At 40.8% G+C, this 19,427-nt stretch carries 15 protein-coding genes; 1 reads left to right on the forward strand and 14 read right to left on the reverse strand.

Annotated features, from left to right (window positions below; translation table 11 throughout):
- The first annotated feature begins 36 nt into the window (after positions 1-36).
- Positions 37-2,859: a leucine--tRNA ligase gene (gene leuS / locus G9H65_RS12815; RefSeq protein ID WP_166375735.1), complete on the forward strand. Its 2,823-nt coding sequence runs from the start codon at positions 37-39 to the stop codon at positions 2,857-2,859.
- Between the two features lie 222 nt (positions 2,860-3,081).
- Here leuS and G9H65_RS12820 read toward each other — a convergent pair whose 3' ends face one another.
- The 14 genes from G9H65_RS12820 to G9H65_RS12885 all read right to left on the reverse strand — a co-directional run bounded on the left by G9H65_RS12820 (position 3,082) and on the right by G9H65_RS12885 (position 18,130).
- Positions 3,082-3,261, reverse strand: a complete 180-nt coding sequence (locus tag G9H65_RS12820; protein ID WP_166375736.1) for a hypothetical protein — start codon at positions 3,259-3,261, stop codon at positions 3,082-3,084.
- 1,157 nt (positions 3,262-4,418) lie between these two features.
- Entirely contained in the window at positions 4,419-5,915 is a 1,497-nt protein-coding gene (locus tag G9H65_RS12825; RefSeq protein WP_166375737.1) for a sulfatase family protein, read from the reverse strand.
- A 1-nt stretch (position 5,916) separates the two neighbouring features.
- Positions 5,917-6,963 carry an SO2930 family diheme c-type cytochrome gene (locus G9H65_RS12830; RefSeq protein WP_235927518.1) on the reverse strand — a complete coding sequence of 349 codons (1,047 nt, stop codon included), beginning with the start codon at positions 6,961-6,963 and terminating at the stop codon, positions 5,917-5,919.
- Between the two features lie 2 nt (positions 6,964-6,965).
- Positions 6,966-8,171: a parallel beta-helix domain-containing protein gene (locus G9H65_RS12835; protein WP_166375738.1), complete on the reverse strand. Its 1,206-nt coding sequence runs from the start codon at positions 8,169-8,171 to the stop codon at positions 6,966-6,968.
- A 1-nt stretch (position 8,172) separates the two neighbouring features.
- Positions 8,173-9,012 carry a sugar phosphate isomerase/epimerase family protein gene (locus tag G9H65_RS12840; RefSeq protein WP_166375739.1) on the reverse strand — a complete coding sequence of 280 codons (840 nt, stop codon included), beginning with the start codon at positions 9,010-9,012 and terminating at the stop codon, positions 8,173-8,175.
- A gap of 1 nt (position 9,013) precedes the next feature.
- Positions 9,014-10,108, reverse strand: coding sequence for a Gfo/Idh/MocA family protein (locus G9H65_RS12845; RefSeq protein WP_166375740.1), 1,095 nt, complete (start codon positions 10,106-10,108; stop codon positions 9,014-9,016).
- 20 nt (positions 10,109-10,128) lie between these two features.
- A complete protein-coding gene (locus tag G9H65_RS12850) occupies positions 10,129-10,485 on the reverse strand; it encodes a hypothetical protein (protein WP_166375741.1) in 357 nt (118 codons plus the stop codon).
- 59 nt (positions 10,486-10,544) lie between these two features.
- Positions 10,545-11,912 carry an alkaline phosphatase family protein gene (locus G9H65_RS12855; protein ID WP_166375762.1) on the reverse strand — a complete coding sequence of 456 codons (1,368 nt, stop codon included), beginning with the start codon at positions 11,910-11,912 and terminating at the stop codon, positions 10,545-10,547.
- A 4-nt stretch (positions 11,913-11,916) separates the two neighbouring features.
- On the reverse strand, positions 11,917-13,119 hold the full coding sequence (gene eboE / locus G9H65_RS12860) for a metabolite traffic protein EboE (protein ID WP_166375742.1): 1,203 nt from the start codon (positions 13,117-13,119) through the stop codon (positions 11,917-11,919).
- 6 nt (positions 13,120-13,125) lie between these two features.
- A complete protein-coding gene (locus G9H65_RS12865; protein ID WP_166375743.1) occupies positions 13,126-14,271 on the reverse strand; it encodes a 3-dehydroquinate synthase in 1,146 nt (381 codons plus the stop codon).
- A gap of 9 nt (positions 14,272-14,280) precedes the next feature.
- A complete protein-coding gene (gene eboC, locus G9H65_RS12870; RefSeq protein WP_166375744.1) occupies positions 14,281-15,162 on the reverse strand; it encodes a UbiA-like protein EboC in 882 nt (293 codons plus the stop codon).
- Entirely contained in the window at positions 15,162-16,115 is a 954-nt protein-coding gene (locus G9H65_RS12875; protein ID WP_235927520.1) for a TatD family hydrolase, read from the reverse strand. The genes eboC and G9H65_RS12875 overlap by 1 nt, the downstream gene beginning before the upstream one ends.
- 64 nt (positions 16,116-16,179) lie before the next feature.
- A complete protein-coding gene (locus G9H65_RS12880) occupies positions 16,180-17,040 on the reverse strand; it encodes an EboA domain-containing protein (protein WP_166375746.1) in 861 nt (286 codons plus the stop codon).
- 100 nt (positions 17,041-17,140) lie between these two features.
- Positions 17,141-18,130, reverse strand: a complete 990-nt coding sequence (locus G9H65_RS12885; RefSeq protein ID WP_166375747.1) for a glycosyltransferase — start codon at positions 18,128-18,130, stop codon at positions 17,141-17,143.
- Positions 18,131-19,427: the final 1,297 nt, after the last annotated feature.

The following is a 19,427-nucleotide window of genomic DNA, read 5'->3' on the forward strand; positions in this document are numbered from 1 at the left end:
GTAATTTGCATTCCTTTTTTAAAATGATAAAAATTTATGCGTACAGAGTATCAGTTTCGTGAAATCGAAAAGCAATGGCAGTCTTTTTGGGAGACAAATAATACCTTTCAAGCACAGGTAAATCCGAATAAACCTAAATATTATGTGTTGGATATGTTTCCTTACCCATCTGGGGCAGGATTGCACGTCGGGCATCCGCTAGGCTACATTGCATCTGATATCATCTCACGCTACAAGCGTTTGCAGGGATTTGAGGTTTTACACCCCATGGGATTTGATTCCTTTGGTCTACCTGCGGAACAATATGCCATACAAACAGGGCAACATCCTGCCTTAACTACCGAGGAAAATATCGCTAGATACATTGAGCAATTGAAAAACATGGGTTTTTCCTTTGACTGGACGAGAGAAGTGAGAACCTCCGATCCTTCCTATTATAAATGGACTCAATGGATTTTCATGCAATTGTTCAATTCTTGGTATAATCAGGCTTCCGATAAGGCGGAGTCGATCGATACCTTGATTCAAATTTTTGAAAAATCGGGCTCTATTGGAGTACAAGCCGTTTGTGATGAAGAGGTAAAACGTATCAGCGCCGAGGAGTGGAATGCGTATTCTGAAGAAGAAAAATATGCTTATTTATTGTCTTTCCGTTTAGCTTTCTTGGATGATTCGGTGGTGAACTGGTGCCCTGCTTTAGGGACTGTTTTAGCCAATGATGAAGTCAAAGATGGTGTTTCTGAACGTGGAGGCCATCCCATAGAACAAAAGAAAATGCGCCAGTGGTCCATGCGTATCACGGCTTATGCCGACCGACTATTGCGTGGGTTGGAAGAGGTAGATTGGTCAGATTCATTGAAAGAACAGCAGCGCAACTGGATTGGAAAATCCATTGGTGCGGAGGTAGATTTTGATATCGATAATCCAGCTCTTTCTCATAAAAAAATCAAAGTATTTACGACCCGTGTGGATACCATTTATGGAGTTTCCTTTATGGTTTTAGCACCAGAACATGAGTGGGTGGATGAATTGACTACGCCGGAGCAAAAGGAGGCTGTGGAGGCTTATGTGACTTGGGCGAAATCTCGTTCTGAGCTAGATCGTGTATCAGAAGTAAAGCAAGTGAGTGGTGTATTTACTGGTTCATTTGTCGTCAATCCGTTTAACGGAGAGCGTGTGCCTATTTATTTGGCTGATTATGTCTTGGCTGGATATGGTACTGGAGCCGTGATGGGTGTACCTTCGGGAGATCAGCGCGACTGGAACTTTGCGACGCATTTTAACCTACCGATCATCCCAATATTGGATGCTCAGAAGGATATTGAAAAACAAGCTGATGCGACCAAAGAAGGGAAATACATTAATTCTGAATTGATCAATGGAAAGACCTATCAAGAGGCTACTCCCATTTTAACCGCTTGGTTAGAAGAAAAGGGCATTGGTAAAGCTAAGATTCAGTACCGCATGCGTAATGCAGTATTTTCTCGTCAGCGTTATTGGGGAGAACCTGTTCCCGTCTATTTTAAACCGAATTCCCAAGGTGATTTATTGCCTTATTTGATTCAGGAAAGCGAATTGCCCTTAGAATTGCCTAAGATTGATAAATATCTACCAACAGAAACGGGCGAACCACCTTTAGGTCGTGCAGCAGATGCTTGGAAATACCAAGGTCAGTACGATTATGAATGGTCGACCATGCCGGGTTGGGCAGGTTCTTCTTGGTACTGGTACCGTTACATGGATGCTCAAAATGACCAAGAATTTGCTTCCCAAGAGGCCGTGAATTATTGGAAAGCGGTGGATTTATACATTGGAGGTTCTGAGCATGCAACGGGGCACTTATTGTATTCTCGTTTTTGGAACAAATTCTTGAAAGATTTGGGTTATGTGCAGGAAGAAGAGTTTGCTAAAAAATTGATCAATCAAGGAATGATTCAAGGTAGATCTAATTTCGTCTATCGAGTGAAAAACGTGAGTCCAGCTACTTTTGTTTCTCATGGGCTAAAGGATCAATATGATGTGGCAGCTTTGCATGTGGATGTGAATATTGTGGAGAATGATATATTGAACGTGGAGGCCTTCAAATCTTCTCGAAACGATGTTCCTGCGGATGCCGTTTTCGTGTTGGAATATGGTAAATATCTATGTGGCTGGGAAGTGGAAAAAATGTCCAAATCCAAGTACAATGTAGTAAATCCCGATGATTTGATAACTAAATATGGTGCTGATACCTTGCGTGTTTATGAGATGTTTTTGGGACCATTGGAGCAATTTAAACCTTGGAATACCAACAGTATTTCAGGCTCTCATAATTTCTTAAGAAAGGTGTGGCGTTTGTTCTTTGATGAAACGACGCAAAAAGTGAAATTGGAAGATTCTCCAGCCAAGCCTGAAGAATTGAAAGTTTTGCATGCGGCTATCCGAAAAGTCCACGAAGATTTGGAGCGTTATTCGTTCAACACGGTGGTTTCTACCTTGATGATTTGTGTCAATGATTTGACCCAATTGAAATGCCATAAGAAAGCTATTTTGAAGGATTTAGTGCTTTTATTATCTCCTTATGCCCCTCATATGGCAGAAGAGTTATGGGTGGCCTTGGGTGAGGAGGCAGGAAGTATTTCCAAAGCAAAATTCCCTGAGTTCAATGCAGCCTATTTAGTAGAAGATGAATTTAATTACCCGATTTCATTCAATGGAAAAGTGAAATTAACTTTGTCTTTTTCTGCGACGGCTAGTCCAGCCGAAGTTGAAGCAGGCGTTTTAGCTCATGCTCAAGTTCAAAAAGTCTTGGATGGTCAAATACCTAGTAAGATCATTGTGGTTCCGAAGCGGATTGTGAATATCGTTTTGGCAAAGTAGGAATTAGTTATTAGGGATTAGTGTCTTGTCCTGATATAGGTTGACAGTTGGGTTCATTAATTATTCATTGTAAATATAGTTTAAGCTGCATATAAATCAACTGGCTTTTTCATTTTTAAAGCTAAATGTGGTCTTGATTCATTGTAAGTGTCTTGTCCTGAAATAGGTTTACTTTGAGCTTATTAAAAACTCATTTTAAATATTTAAAAACTGCACTAAAACCTACTTGGTATTTCTTTTTTTTGATAAAAAAAGAAACAAAAAAACTTCTTTTTTGTCGGTCATCAAAGGCGAATTTCGCTTCGCGAAACCGTGATTCACTACGCTATCGCCTATATTTTTGACGCCGACACGCATCGCCTTTGCTAAGGTCAAAACCTCGTCTACCGCTGCGTTCATCATCTTTCGCTCGTGCTGACCGACGGTATTTTCTATCAAAAAATCACAAATTTCATTCTGAAACTAAACTCTAATAAAGACAACTGAAGAGGTTAATCTCAACGAAAGATGGGAACGTAGCATGAGCGAAGCGGAAGGCGGATATTTGACCCGGCGCATAGGCCATGTGCGTTAGAGTCAAAGATTAAAGCCGTGTGCGGAGTGAACATCGGTTCCGCGAAGCGGAATTCGTCTTAGGATTAACCGTTACTTCATTTTTTTTGTTTCTTTTTTTTAAAAAAAGAAATCCCTAAGCAATGGCATTAAAGTAGAGTGAGATATAAAATATCAAGTATTGCTACAATAAATACATATTGGAAAATCCAAAATATTTATGTTTGATAACTACAAGCTGAGTCTTCCTAAAAAATGTCAACCTAAATCAGGGACGTACATCTTGTCCTGAAATAGGTTTACTTTGAGCTTATTAAAAACTCATTTTAAATATTTAAAAACTGCACTAAAACCTAATGGTATTTCTTTTTTTTGATAAAAAAAGAAACAAAAAAACTTCTTTTTTGTCGGTCATCAAAGGCGAATTTCGCTTCGCGAAACCGTGATTCACTACGCTATCGCCTATATTTTTGACGCCGACACGCATCGCCTTTACTAAGGTCAAAACCTCGTCTACCGCTGCGTTCATCATCTTTCGCTCGTGCTGACCGACGGTATTTTCTATCAAAAAATCACAAATTTCATTCTGAAACTAAACTCTAATAAAGACAACTGAAGAGGTTAATCCCAACGAAAGATGGGAACGTAGCATGAGCGAAGCGGAAGGCGGATATTTGACCCGGCGCATAGGCCATGTGCGTTAGAGTCAAAGATTAAAGCCGTATGCGGAGTGAACATCGGTTCCGCGAAGCGGAATTCGTCTTATGATTAACCGTTACTTCATTTTTTTTGTTTCTTTTTTTTAAAAAAAGAAATCCCTAAGTAATGGCATTAAAGTAGAGTGAGATATAAAATATCAAGTATTGCTACAATAAATACATATCGGAAAATCCAAAATATTTATGTTTGATAACTACAAGCTGAGTCTTCCTAAAAAATGTCAACCTAAATCAGGGACGTGCAAAATTCTAAACACTAATCCCTAAAAACTAATAACTATCAATTCTTCACTCTACATGCTTAATCCTTTGAAGTAGGTCCCGCATCTCCCTGACTTTTTCCGGATATTTTTCAAACAAGTTTTCAGATTCTTTGGGGTCAAGCTTTAGGTTAAATAATTGACCTGTGATGTGATTGGTGGCTTTAACATTTCTAGGGTCGGTAAATCCACCGGATCCCAAGCCTTCTACCCATTTCCATTCCCCTTGTCGGACAACCAAATAGCCAATGGAGGTGGTGAATACCAATGCCTCTTGTTCTGGAATTTGCTTGCTTTTCTGAGTCAGTAAAGGGTAAATTCCATAACTATCATTTTTGCTGGTTGGCTGTCCAAGAATCTGTTGGCAAGTAGCTAATAAACTGGTTTGAGAAACTAAGGCTTGAGATACGCTTTTGGCTTTGACCTTCTTGGGCCAACGAACAATGAATGGCACTCGGTGCCCAGCTTCAAAAGCATCTCCTTTCATTCCTCGCCATTCTCCGGCGGCCTGATGTTGGAATTCTTTCACGAAATTCTCTCTCCAATAAGGGCCATTGTCACTGGTAAAAATAACTATGGTATTTTCTTTTAAGCCTAAACTATCTAAGGTTTTCATGAGCTGCCCCACCGAAGCATCTACCTGTTGAACAAAATCGCCATACTCGCCAGCTTTAGAGCTTCCTTTGAATTTATTTTGGGGTACCCAAGGAGTATGAGGACCCGAAAAGGGGATGTATAAGAAAAAGGGTTGATTGGTTTTTTGACGTGTCAAAAACGCTTTGGATTTATCGATGAATCGGGGCATGACGCCATAAAAATCAAAATTGGGAGCCATTTTGCCTTCTCGCCAAAAAGGTCCGGTATAACCTGAGGTTAATTTATTTCCATCCGTATAGGCAGTAGGCTTTTCCACCAAATGTTGATTTTCCAAATAGCAATAAGGCGGCATGTCCAAGGATGCAGGCAAAATATAAGAATAGTCGAAACCCACCGCTGCAGGACCACCCGTAGGGTCTTGGTCATAATCAATGTGATCGGGCTTCATTTCTTCTTGAATGCCATAATTCACTTGGGTTAAATTTCCCTCAAAACCCGGTTTGACGGCCCAATCTAAACCCAAATGCCATTTTCCAACCACGCCAGTTTGGTAACCTTGACTCTTTAGAAAAGAGGCCACCGTTACACGTTCTTTTTCAATCAAGCTGCGACTGTAGCCTCTTAGAACACCCGTGGGTAATTTACTTCGGAAAGGATATTGACCCGTCATGATGGCATAGCGGGAGGGTGTACAAACTCCAGAAGCAGAATGGGCATCTAAAAAGCGCATGCCCTCTTTGGCCAATTGATCAATGTGGGGCGTGGCAATTTTATCCCCTTTGGGATTGTAGATGGAAATATCACCATAGCCCAAATCATCCGCTAAGATGTATATGATATTCGGTTTTTGCGTATTTTTCTTTTGAGCCAAACTTGGATATACCAAGGACAAAGCCAGCAAAAGTGGGAAAAGAATGCTTGTTTTCATGTTAATGTGCTAAGGAGTTTATCCAATCTTGAATTAATTTAATTCCTTCTTGATGCTTCATTTTACGACCTAATTCAGGCATCATGACCCCTGGATCTACCGAATCCATGCGGTAGGCCAAAATACTTTCCTTGGCTTTTCCCGAAACAATGTCGTATTTCAAATTGCCTGAGCCTCTTCCCGCTGCAACTGGTGTCTTCATGAAGCCATAGGCTGTTTTATCTTTTGTATCCCAAGCTAAATATAATCCAGAAGAACGCGCTGGTCCTGTAGAGTTATGGCAATGCGCGCAGTTGATGTCTAAATAGGCTTTCGCTCGTTCATCGAGTGATTTACTTTCATCCATATAATTGACTAATGCTGGAATTTCATTGAAATGAGGTAAATCACTCAAAATGCCTGCTTTTGTCCAGTAATCCAATTGATTTTGCTTCCCTGAAGTATAATGAAAGTCACCGTTTAATTGTCGGGCCGAAGGACCAATCGGGCTCATCTGACCACTGCGTTCATGGCAACCTTTACATTGGTTCATGTTGGGAACCTGATAATTTACTTGTTTTAGTATGCCTTGTTTGTCCTTCCAACGAACCAAAGAAGAACCTCCTGCTACTTCTAAAGTAGCTTCAGTTTGGGCTTCATCCCAAATATAAGGCAAGGCCACCCACGACTTCTCTTGACGAATCAACACCCGAGTTTCCATAATCCTTCTGCCTGCCGAAGGATTGGCTTCCTCTTTGGGATAATAAAAGGTTTTAATGATGGCGGTACCTACGGGAAACTGGAATACCGAATCAGCATTATAGGCTACCTTAGTTCCTTCCGGTAATTTGATAAAGCGAAGCTTGGAAGCATAATCCGAAAATAAGGGGGAATTCAACTGGTAAGGAATCACGCCGTCTTGTGGATGTTGATCTTTTAAATCACCATTGAAAAATCCATAGTCGGATAATTTCATGACATAGCCAGCCGTGTTTTTTTGGATGGAACTAGCCTGGATAAAGCTCATCCATACCAAAATCATCAAGCCTAAACGAAAAGACCTGTTCATGATTAACGAAGTGTCTTAAATGCTTGAAGATGGCAATCGTACAAACTAACGTCGCGTTGGATGTTTTTAAAATCGTGTTCCGCATCGATATTGGCGAAGCTTTGATTCGTATTATTTCGAATACAAATCCGATATGAAGGGAAATATTCACCGCTGGAATCCAATCGTTTTGGGTCCAAAATACCATCATAAATAATGTTGGGCGCCTGTCTGCCAAATTTCAGTTTGAAGCGATACATCTGACCAAATCGACCTTTGGCAGGAACTCTACCTGCTTTTCTTTCAAAATCATTGTCGCGGATTTCAATGGCCGTCGGATAGGGGTCATATTCCAAATCCGTGATTTTATTTTCTGTCATGTGGTAAGAAATAATTCCTACGCCCATGGTTTTATTTTGATGAATCTTATTGTTAAAAATTTCCACCTGACTCGTCGCTAATACCAGCATGCCCGTTCCTTTAGGAACCCGAGCCACAATGTTTCCTTTAGGGGCAAAATTGGCTAAATTATTTTCTATCACCTCATTTTGGTAGACTTTCACATGACCACCTTTTTTCTGGACCAAATCAGGTAAATCAAATACCAAAATACCTCCTGTATTGCCATAGGCCTTATTATGATGCACCTCCGCAAATTGAGAATTTTCTATTTCAATGCCAGCCACATTTTGGAATGCGGTGCTGTTTTTCACTTCAATGTACTTCGACTGGCCTACATAAATACCCGCATCGGAGGCACCAATGGCAATGCAACTATCAATCAAAACATTTTCACAAAGTACGGGGTAAAGCGCATAGCTCCCGTTGCTAGGAGAGGGCTTGCCTGTCCATTCAGCTTTGATGCGGCGAAAGGTGATGCCCTTCACATGCATGGTTTTGATTAAATCCCCTTTGGAATCCTGCACGGTCATATCTTCCAAAATGATGTTCTCACAATTGGTGATTTTTATGCCTTCGGCACCCCCTGCTTGATTTTTAAAGGAAAGTATCGTTTTATCGATTCCTTTACCTCGAATGACCATATTTTTTTTACCATCCATGGACAAACTTTGCGAAATCTGAAAAGTACCTTCCTCTAATTGTATGGTACTTCCATCGTCTGCTAAAATCAAATCCGTTTGGATTTTCTTTTCAATAGCTTGTTGCCCCATAAGCGGGCTAAGGATGGCTATTTGTAAAATCAATAGGTAAAGAAAACGCTTTGTCATATTATTTTAAATTCGATAAATAGGTTCTGCTTTGTCGGGTTTGAACAGGATATCGAGAGCTTTCATCTTCTAAATAATAATGCTGAATTTTGGCTTTTTTAGCCGCTTTCATGATTTCAGGTATGTTCAGTTGGCCCGTTCCTAAAGCTACATCATTTTCAACAGAAGTACCACCCGACATATTTCCTTGCACGCCTTTTTTCAAATCCTTCAAGTGCATCAATTTAAATCGATTGCCGTATTTTTCCAACAGTGTAGCTGGATTTTGACCTGGGAAAAAAGTCCAAAGGATATCCATTTCATAGCTGACAAATTTAGGATCCGTGTTTTGAACCAAGTAATCAAACAAAGTTCCCTCGCCATAAGGCTCAAATTCAAAGCCGTGGTTGTGGTAGCAAAAGGTCAAATCAAATTTCTCTTTTAAGGCTTTACCAATCTGATTGAATTCCTGAGCTGTCTTTTGGGCCATTTCTAAGGTAAACGGACCTGTATGAGGAATCCATGCCACGCGGACAAAGGAAGCACCTAAAGTCTTAGCATTTTCCCCCACCTGATCTGTCTTGTTTAATGCATCTGCCATACTGACTCCAAAAGAAGAACATTTCATGCCTCTTTCATCCAATAGGCTGCGTACTTCTTGGGCCGTTTTGCCAAATAAACTAGAAAATTCCATGTCGGTAATTCCCTGACTTTGTAGGGTGTCCAAGGTTTTGGCCATGTCTTTGGAGAAACTATTGCGGTAGGTAAAGGAAACCATACCAATGTCTTTGCCGTTGATTTTCATAGGTTTCTGGGCCAAGGCCAACATCGGTAATAAAAGTAGGAGTAAAGTAGCTTTCATGTTATTTTAAAAATATGGTTTTGTGAGTTTTTGCAGATTCTGTTGCAGCAGATAATATTTCTACCACAATTTCATTGATGGCTAAAGAGGATAAATCCTTTTGTGGATCTATTTTGCCTTGCACGACGGCCGCTAAATAGGCAAATACATTAGCTCTTTCAGGAGCTAATGGGGAAAGTTGAAGGAGGCTTTCTTTGCCAAATCGCCCTTCAGAAATATACTTCATTTGTTTGGTCTTATCGGCCACTAAAATACCTTTGCTGGCATATAGTTCGGTATCCTTGCGGTCAAATGGCCAATTCCAAGACGCTTGGATGATGGCTTGACAGCTAGGATAGTTTAAAATAATGGTGGTTTCATCATCCACTTTGGGATAGATATGGGGCTTTAAATGCTGGCTGACAGCAGTGACCGATATGGGCTTTTGACCTTCCATAAGCCAAGTCATGATGTTGGCGCCATAGCATCCAAAATCAATCAATGCTCCTCCGCCGTTCATTTTTGGGTCGGTTAACCAAGCTAGGAATTCTTTCGAACAACCAATTTCTACGGGACCATTATGACCATCCATGATGACCACTTTGCGCAGATCTCCCAAGGATTTTTCCACTTTCAGCATGTCCCACATTTTGGCATGGGAGGGATACCAAGTTGTTTCAAAATTGGTTAATAAGGCTATTGGATATTTTTTGACCAAGGCTTTCATCTGAGCTAGATGATCCATGTTGACGGCCAAAGGTTTTTCCACCATCACATGTATGCCTTTGGGCGCACAGGTTTGAACCACTTCCAAATGCTCGTAAATGCTATTAAACGCACATACAGCCTCTGGTTTCGTTTGGGAAATCAATGTTTCTAGATCAGGAAACCAAAGGGATTCAGGTAAATGATATTCTTTGAGCAGGCGCATGGCCAAGTCCTTATTTTTCTCGGCAAATCCTACAATCTGCACATCTGCATTTTTTTGTGCGGCATGCAATGCCTGACCTACGTGGTCATGTGTCATTCCGGCTATCCCCACCCGAATGGGATTAGCTATCAAAAGTATAGGGCTGATGAAGACCAGCCCTATAAGTAAAAGAATTTTTGTTTTCATGGCGTAATTAAGGCCTTGAATTAGTTTCTAGGTCCACCCTGACGCATTTGACTCTGCAATGCAAGGTATTTTTCCAATTGTTCTGGAGTGAATATGCCTTTCAACGATTCCATTTGGCCATCATTGATTTTCTTCATTTCAGCCATCATTTGCTCACGCTCCATACCAGCCTGACGGAATTCCATCATTTTTTGCATACGAGAGGAAATAATGGGCTCCAGTTTTTTAACCTGATCAGCAGTCAGTTTTAATTCCGTAGAATAACGGTCAAGCTGACGTTGAACCATCGCTTTTGGATCAAAGTCTTGCGCAGTAGCTTTTGTACTCAGGCCAAGGAACATCGCCATCATCGCGCATAAGGCAATTAGTTTTTTCATGGTAAAGTATTTTATTGATTTAATGGCTAAATATAGTGCTAATTTTTCTAATTAAATTTTTATTGAAAAATAGTTTTCCAAATTAAATCATATACTTCTGGTGCTTCTACTTGGCTAGGAAGGCTCTTTTGATCCGACACATAAATAGGATAATAGGCTGGCTCACAAAAAATACTTCCATGAGAACCCTTGATGAGCGTGGCATCCAATGGAATCACATCCATCAAATAGCGAAAACCACTCAGTTTTCTGGCCAATTTATAAGCCGCTCTGAGTTTAATGAAGGGGTTTTTAGGGTCCATAAACATCTCAACAGGGTCATAACCTGGCTTCCGATGAATATCCACTAATCGGGCATAGTCGGGTGCTTTGGCATCATCCATCCAGAAATAATAAACAAACCAAGCCTGTGGTTCAGCGATTAATACCAATTCCCCACTGCGGGCATGGTCTATGTGGTAGGCTTTTTGTTCCTCCTTATTTAATACTTTAGCTATGCCGGATACTTTTTCTAAATCAGCTTTGATGGCCGCTATTTTGTTGGCATCTTGAATGTATACATGCGCTATCTGGTGATCTGCCGTAGCAAATGCCGCACTGGCACCTGCATCCAAAAGTTCTAAGCCTTGCTCAACGCGTATGCTAATCAATCCCTTTTCACGCAAAATACGGTTGATGTAAATCGGCTGATTCACTTCGTTGATGCCATATTCCGAAAGCAGAATCACTTCTGCTCCTGTGCTTTCAAAATGCGTCACTAGCTCTTTGACCACCTGATCGATCTCTTGTAATTCCTTCGCAATCTTGGGAATATCTGGACCAAATTTTTGCAGACAATAGTCCAAATGCGGCAAATAAATCAGATTCAGCGTGGGATTGTATTTCTTATCTACCCAGATGGAGGCATCTGCAATCCATTGGGTCGATTTAATATTGGCATTTGGCCCCCAAAAACTAAACAAAGGAAATGTTCCTAGTTCGGCTTGTAATTCGTCACGTAAGGAGGCAGGGTAGGAGTAGCAATCGGGTGCTTTCACGCCGTCGGCATGGTACTGCGGACGAGGTGTCACCGAATAATCGGCCGAGGAGTACATGTTGTACCACCAAAACATTTTGGCACAAGTAAAATTAGGATTGGCCTTTTTGGCGGCATCCCAAATTTTCTCTCCTTGCACCAAATGGTTGGATTGTTTCCAAAACTTCACTTCGGCATCTTCGCGATCATACCAGCCATTTCCTACAATTCCGTTTTCATTGGGGTATTTTCCGGTGACATAACAACTCTGAGAAGTAGTTGTCACAGCCGGTAAAACGGGTTTGATGTGGCAAATTTGCTTGGAAGCAATGAACTGGTTTAAAAACGGTGTATGCTCGCAAAGCACGCTTTGACTTAATCCAACGACATCAATCACGACCGTCTTTTGCATCATATTAGGCTTTTAATTGTTCTTGTACCCATTGAATCTCCCGAATGATGGATTCATGTATGGGAATTTGATGTTCTTCTGGCAAGACTCCCCAGGTATAGGTTTCTATTTCCATTTGGCCTGTGAATGCTTCCTGCTTTTGTATCGCTAATGTTTCTCGAATTTCTTTCTGCGTTGAACCCAATAAACCATAACTCTCTAAAAATAGAGGGACATGGTAGTGAATTCTCCATTCCAAAAATGCCCCTGGTTCATAAGCCGCAAAGGCTTGATCCAAATCTGGATATTGAATGAAACTACCATCCGCTTTTTTGGCTTTCACCTGATGCAAATACACAGGTTCTTGGTATTTTTTTAATAAGGCTAATTTTTCCTCGGCTTGTTGACTAAAGTCCAAACGCAAGGCAGAACTTACCTGTATCTTACCTACTTGTATGCCTTTTTCTTTCAACTCTGTAATGCAAGTAGCAGGATGATCATAGCTAACTCCGAAATGACAGATGTCGAAACAGATTTGAATATGTCGACGAATCAATTCCTCGGCTTTCGCAGCACTATATCCTTTTTCAATTAAATGAGGAATTCCCAAGGGCAATAAGCAAGCACCATACCAATCCACAAACTCACGGTGGTTTTCTAAAATACCATCGGGTTCTGGTTCTATGTCAATGTGTATACTTTTACCAGTCGCTTGTTCAATCTGAGCCAATTGGTCCACAACATCCACCAAGGCTAATGTTCCTTTTTCGGTGGCTTCTTGCAAGGCTTCTGGACTTTTCCACCAAAAACGGTAGGAGAGTGGCGAGGTGGAAATACCCCCTGAAGCTTGACTTTCTGGTAATAGTTTGGCTAATAGATGAGCCAAACGTAATGTATAGTCGTAACGTTCTTTCGTTGTCCAATCAGGAGTGTGCACATCGTCTTTGACCACTACTCCATGAAAACCACCAAAAGGAAATCCATTGAGCGTAAACACGTACAAATCCTCGGCTTTCAACCAATCTGTCAAGGCTTTCCAAGCTTGTTCATCTTGCAAATCTTTACTCGCTAAATCAGCAATGCGTAAACCTAGGCCCATTGGAGCGTCAGGACTTACCGCTGCTTTGATTGCAGGTATGTTCTTTTGAAGATTGGCAAAATGCTCCGACCAAATTTCACCTGGGTGAATGTTGGAACAATAACTTAAAAGCCCTAGTGCTGTTTTCATGGTTTGCTATCCTAATTGAGCTAAGAAATCAACCGATTTTTTAATTAAATCAAAATTCATTTCATGCACTTCTTTTCCTTTGCCTAGTTTTTCCAACAAAGTAATGCATAATTGTCCACCCAAATGCTCCTGAAATTCCTGCAAACCTTTGAATAAATTGGCTTTGTCATTTTCTGCCAAGGCTGGGTGATAGGTATCAAATCCTAAGCTACGAATGACCGCAATCACTCGGTCTCTTTCCTCGGCTGTTAAATATCCAATTTCATGGGAATAGGCTGTATCTAAAGCAATACCGATGGCCACAGCTTCCCCATGACGGATCTCGAAATTGCTTAAATATTCCAATTTATGAGCAGCCCAATGGCCAAAATCCAATGGTCGAGCCGAACCTAATTCAAAAGGATCACCACTGGAAATGTGCTGCATGTGTAATTCCGCACAACGGTAGATTTGCTCAATCATGACCGCTTCATGGCGCTCATTCATGGCTGAGGTATTTTCTTCCAACCATTCAAAAAAAGCCAAATCCTTGATTAATGCGACTTTGATGGCTTCCGCAATACCCGATCTCCAGTCGCGGTCGTTTAAAGTAGCCAATAAATTCACATCATTGAATACGGCAACGGGTGGAGCAAAAGTGCCTAGGAAATTTTTCTTTCCCATGTAATTCACCCCATTTTTCACGCCAACTCCCGAATCATTTTGGGATAAAACCGTACTTGGTATACGAATGAATTTTACCCCACGGTGCGAAATAGCTGCGGCATATCCGCTCATATCTAAAAAGGCTCCTCCACCAATACAAGCCACAAAAGAATGTCGATCGATGCGATGCTCATCAATAGCCCGAACCACTTCTTCATAAAACCTGGGGTCATTTTTACAAACTTCTCCACCGGGTAAAATCAAGATTTCAGGGGCTAAATCAGCCACAGGATAGGTGTCAAAGTATTGGACGATTTCAGAGGTCAAGTTTGGATGGGCATCTGCCACTCCTTTGTCGATGACAAATACGATCCTTTTTCTAAAATCAACTAAACCAAAGTTCAAGATAAAGTCCTTGAAAACGGGATTATCTTGTTGGAATAAGCCTTTGGAAAAAATGACCTGATAGCGAAAGGGTACCTGAAAATATTGTTCTAATGACTGCATGCTATAAAATTACGTAACGGCAAAGAATTTCCCTACTCGCATGGAAATGGGTAATAGGGCTAATACGGCCAAAGTAATCATCCATTGGCCACTTAAACTCACCCAGGCTGCGTTCATCACAATGAGTGACAAGACTCCTGCTTTCACCGTTTTACCTATGTTCGGTCCAATGGGATTTTGATATGCTTTTATTAAAGGTTTAAATATAAGCGTGATATGCAAGATAATAAAAGGAATGGCCATCCATTGTTCCGATTTAATCGCCAAGGATAATTGTGCCGCATGAATGATCAAAAAGAATAAGGCTGCTGCCGCAATAGGCCATGGAGTACTACCATGCACTTCACCCCGACTCACCATGGTAATGGCTGCGATGTAAATCAAGGGTAATATCATCCATTGCCCCTGTTCTATGACCCCTAGTTCGTAGACCGACATGCCTAAAAGTAGGTTAAAGGCACGACAAAGGCCCATGTTGATGGGGCCAAAATAAGTCATGTGTTTTCCTTTCCAGTCGTAAAATAAGGCTAATAAGGTGATAATTACGGCCAAGTAGCCACTGAGTAAACTTTGTTTGAAGGCTAAGAGAATACCTAAAACAAGCAGGAATAAACCTCCTGCCACTGCGGCTTGTAATGAAATTCTGCCACTCGGCAAAGCTCTTTCTGGTCGTTCTATGCTGTCTAATTCTCGGTCAAACACATCATTGAACACCACTCCACCCGCATATAAACACATGGTGGAAAATCCTAACAAGAGTAAGGGCTGTATGGAATAATCTTTCCAAACGAAAAGGAAACCTACAATGGCCATACCCGCCATGATGTCGGTCAAAGCCGTAATGACATTGGCTGGTCGAGTTAATTCCAAAAAGGCTCTAATCTGACTCATTAGCGAATGATCAAGGAGTTTTTGTTGACTCTTGGAGCTTGTCCGCCTCGTAAAACCGTGTTTCCATTGAATTTCAAAGACTGATCTATTTCCATGCCATGGATAAAATCAGATTCTTTAATTTGTCCACTTTGTGCAAAAGCATCCAAGGCGTTTTGGTAGGTCACTAAACGAATATCTTCATCGGTAATGCCTTTCATCTTCATCAATGCTGCTGTTTTTGGAATCGCTAAGGGATCGGAAATTCCCCAATCTGCCGCTGAATTGATCATGATCATGGATGGACCGTATTGTTTCACTATCTCCACCATACGCTCATTTCCCATTTTGGTGAATGGGTAAATGGTAAAGGCGGCATAAAATCCTTGGTCCAAAACCGATTTAACCGTTTCTTCGTTGTTATGGTCAATAATGACCATTTTCGGATCTAAACCATGCTCCAAAGCAATGGCCATACTTCTTTCTGTACCTTTTTTCTTATCGCGGTGAGGCGTATGCACCTGCACAGGTAAACCCATTTCTTTGGCCAATTCCAGTTGTGCTCGGTAGTATTTTTCTTCCAAGGCTGTTTGATCATCAAAACCAATTTCACCAACACCTACTACGCCTTCTTTTTGCAAAAACAAAGGTAAAATCTCCATCACTTCCTCAGCCAAAGCCTCATTATTAGCCTCTCGTGAGTTTAATCCAATGGTGCAATAATGCTTGATACCAAACTGAGAAGAACGAAAACGCTCCCAACCCACCAAAGTAGCAAAATAGTCTTTGAACGACGATAAACCTGTTCTTGGTTGACCTAACCAGAAGGCAGGCTCAATGATGGCCACGACTCCAGCATCCGCCAAGGCTTGGTAATCATCCGTTGTTCTTGCCGTCATGTGCACATGCGGATCAAAAAACTTCATGCCTTTGATGTATTGCTCAAATGTTTCTTCCACGGTGCTCGCAGTCATTTCTTCCTCTGCAGATCCTTGAAAATGGGATGGGTTCGATAGGTGTGGATTTTTACACATAATCCTAGGCTGGTTGGTAAATGGGTTCTGGTTTCTCTAAAGCTCCCCAAGCATCATTTGGGACGGCAGGAAGCTCGTTTTTATATTTTTCTGCCAATGTTTTCGCTTCAGCTAAGCTACTTTGCGCTAAAACAAGCGCAGCTGCCAAACGGTCTGAGGCGGAATCTGAATGAATTAATTTTTCAATATTGGGTAATATTGCTGGGTTCAAATAGGGGACAAGCAGGCGCCAAACTTGAGAAGGTACTCGTCGGTTCGCTGCCCATCTCTCATGCGCAAAATCCACCAAGGTTTGAACCAAAGCTTCGTTATTTCTTTCTTCTAAACCCTCAATTTGATGGATTGGCTTATCGTTGAAGATGCATTTTAAGACCAATTGGTTCCAAGCTAATTCCGAGAAATACTGCTTGGGATATGGATTTCCAAAGGCAATGGCATCAAAGATTAAACCCACATTAGAACGTACCGCATCTGTAGCACGGTTCATCCATGCTTCTGGATAGGCCAAAACCGGAATAGCGGAATACAGGGCAACGGACTCGTTTAATTCAGCGGTATCAAATAGCAGGTTAATTTTCTTGATGTATTCGTCTTGGCTTAATTCTCTTTCTTGGCAAAGGCTCAATAAATATACTCGTGCCAAACGGTCCAAAGTCCAGTCATTCCAATTCCAATCGGGTAGGATGGAGGCGGCCTGACTCAAGACTTCGTTTTCTAGTTCTTGTTTTTCTATAAAACGAGGAACCATGACAAAGCTCAACGATAATGAATTGGTGTCTTTCGCTGATTTTTCCTTCAACCAATCCAATTCTTTAGGTTGGCATTGTCCAGATAAGGCTTGAAATAATGGTTCTGAGATATTCAAAATTTACAATTTTATGATGATTTTAGGCTAAAAACGAATTTACTACATAATCCTTAGATTGATGACATGATTTATGTATGATATTTATCAGAAATGCCAATTAGTGTACATTTTCTTCGGGTTTGATCTGATAGGACTTTTTCGACAAAAAAACCGTTTGCCAAAAATAATGAAATAGCATGCCCGTTTTTCGACTGAACAAGACCTGATTCTCTGTATTGTGCATCAATGGCCTCATTTTGACCAGATTCAATAGGATTTTCCAAGTCCAAAACAAGGGAACTAAAGCTGCATAGTTCAATAAAATAAGCAAATAGGCTCCCAGGCCATAACTTTTCCTAATCCACAATAAATTGGATACTTGGATTTGAACGGAAAAACGATTGACCCAGGAAGTTTTCGCTCTTCGGAAGGGATTATCTCCCAATAAATGCGTCACTCGGATATCCTCAAAATAGGCTAATTTCCCTGCTTTGATCAATCGAGTACTCCATTCGGCATCTTCGGCATACATGAAAAAATCCTCGTCCCAAGCTCCCACTTGATCGATCACTTTTTGACTCGTCATCAAGAAAAACCCAACTAAATTATTGGTTTCGAATCTTTCTTGAGCCACATAGCTAGGAAAACATTGGTACACCCATTTCTTCCATGCGGGAATATTGGGCAAAATGTATAAATCAATGCGGATGTCGTTCAGCGTCCGATAATAGGGGATCGAATTCCCATCCATATCGACTTGAATAGCTCCCACAGCGGCAATTTCAGGTTTTTGTTGCAGGTAATCATAGGCTTTCCCAATGGCATTGTCGCTCACCAGCGTATCCGCATTCATGAACAAGACATAAGGGGCTTTGGCCAGCGCTAAACCCATATTATTCGCTTTGGAGAATCCAGCATTATAGCCCAAATCTATCCACACGGTGGCTGGAAATTCATGAAGAATGGCGGCATTAGCGCCCGCTTGGTATTTATTATCCACCACAATGCACTCAAATTCCAGACCTTGGGTATACTGGTAAATGCTCCTAAAGCAATTCAGTAAAAGTTCTTCACTTTGGTAATTAACAAATATGATGGAAAGCTGCATATCTTACAAAAATAGAAGAGATTAGCGAATAATGAATTGGAAATGTAGAATGTAGAATGAAAAATGTAGAATGTAGAATGAAAAATGTAGAATTTATAGGATAGAAAATAGGGATTTGCAATCTCAAGTTAAAGTTGGCTTCGAGAGCCTCAGCCAACATCGAGAGCCTCAGCTAAATATTATTCTACATTCTTCATTCTACATTTTTCATTCTACATTGACTGGTTAATCCCAACGAAAGATTGGAGCGTAGCATGAGCGAAGCGGCAGGCGGATATTTGACCTTGCGCATAGGCCATGTGCGATGGCGTCAAAGATTAAAGCCGTATGCGGAGTGACAATCGGTTCCGCACAGCGGAATTCGTCTTAGGATTAACCGTCTTTCTTATGTTTTTTTTGTTTCTTTTTTTATGAAAAAAAAGAAATACCATATGAATTAAATCTTCGGCAAAACTATTTTCTAGGACTCTTTCTTGTTGTTTTAACAATAGCATTATGTTTCAGCAAATACTAAGGCTTTTCTTTTTTATGAAAAAAAAGAAAGACCATATGAATTGAATCTTCGGTAAAGCTATTTTCTAGGAGTTGTAACAATAACACTATGTTTTAGCAAATACTTAGGATTTTCTTTTTTTTCAAAAAAAGAAACAAAAAAACTTCTTTTTTTGTCGTTCAGCAAAGGCGAATTTCGCTTCGCGAAACCGTGATTCACTCCGCTATCGCCTATATTTTTGACGCCGACGCGCATCGCCTATGCTGAGGTCAAAACCTCGTCTATCGCTGCGTTCATCACCTTTCGCTCGTACTGACCGACGGTATTTTCTATCAAAAATTCTACATTCTTCATTTTACATTGAACGGTTAACCACTGGGCGTGGCGAATGATAGAAAATAGGTATTTGCAATCTCAAGTTAAAGTTGGCTTCGAGAGCCTCAGCCAACATCGAGAGCCTCAGCTAATTATTATTCTACATTCTTCATTCTACATTGACTGGTTAATCCAACGAAAGATGGGAACGAAGCATGAGCGAAGCAAAAGAAAATTGTAAATGATGAATTATAAAGTATAAATGGTGGTGGCAAATTTTACATCTTAATCCCTTAACCCTAATAACAAAACGGTTAATCCCAACGAAAGATTGAAGCGTAGCATGAGCGAAGCAAAAGGAAATTGTAAATGATGAATTATAAAATATAAATGGTGGTGGCAAATTTTACATCTTAATCCCTTAACCCTAATAACAAAACGGTTAATCCCAACGAAAGATTGAAGCGTAGCATGAGCGAAGCAAAAGGA

The sequence above is a fragment of the Aquirufa ecclesiirivi genome (assembly GCF_011250515.1).
In the GTDB taxonomy this organism is placed as follows: domain Bacteria; phylum Bacteroidota; class Bacteroidia; order Cytophagales; family Spirosomataceae; genus Aquirufa; species Aquirufa ecclesiirivi.

Coding starts and splice junctions, on each gene's coding strand:
- leuS (WP_166375735.1), top strand. CDS start 37: ATGCGTACAGAGTATCAGTTTCGTGAAATCGAAAAGCAATGGCAGTCT.
- G9H65_RS12820 (WP_166375736.1), bottom strand. CDS start 3,261: ATGATGAACGCAGCGGTAGACGAGGTTTTGACCTTAGCAAAGGCGATG.
- G9H65_RS12825 (WP_166375737.1), bottom strand. CDS start 5,915: ATGAAAACAAGCATTCTTTTCCCACTTTTGCTGGCTTTGTCCTTGGTA.
- G9H65_RS12830 (WP_235927518.1), bottom strand. CDS start 6,963: ATGAACAGGTCTTTTCGTTTAGGCTTGATGATTTTGGTATGGATGAGC.
- G9H65_RS12835 (WP_166375738.1), bottom strand. CDS start 8,171: ATGACAAAGCGTTTTCTTTACCTATTGATTTTACAAATAGCCATCCTT.
- G9H65_RS12840 (WP_166375739.1), bottom strand. CDS start 9,012: ATGAAAGCTACTTTACTCCTACTTTTATTACCGATGTTGGCCTTGGCC.
- G9H65_RS12845 (WP_166375740.1), bottom strand. CDS start 10,108: ATGAAAACAAAAATTCTTTTACTTATAGGGCTGGTCTTCATCAGCCCT.
- G9H65_RS12850 (WP_166375741.1), bottom strand. CDS start 10,485: ATGAAAAAACTAATTGCCTTATGCGCGATGATGGCGATGTTCCTTGGC.
- G9H65_RS12855 (WP_166375762.1), bottom strand. CDS start 11,912: ATGCAAAAGACGGTCGTGATTGATGTCGTTGGATTAAGTCAAAGCGTG.
- eboE (WP_166375742.1), bottom strand. CDS start 13,119: ATGAAAACAGCACTAGGGCTTTTAAGTTATTGTTCCAACATTCACCCA.
- G9H65_RS12865 (WP_166375743.1), bottom strand. CDS start 14,271: ATGCAGTCATTAGAACAATATTTTCAGGTACCCTTTCGCTATCAGGTC.
- eboC (WP_166375744.1), bottom strand. CDS start 15,162: ATGAGTCAGATTAGAGCCTTTTTGGAATTAACTCGACCAGCCAATGTC.
- G9H65_RS12875 (WP_235927520.1), bottom strand. CDS start 16,115: ATGACTGCGAGCACCGTGGAAGAAACATTTGAGCAATACATCAAAGGC.
- G9H65_RS12885 (WP_166375747.1), bottom strand. CDS start 18,130: ATGCAGCTTTCCATCATATTTGTTAATTACCAAAGTGAAGAACTTTTA.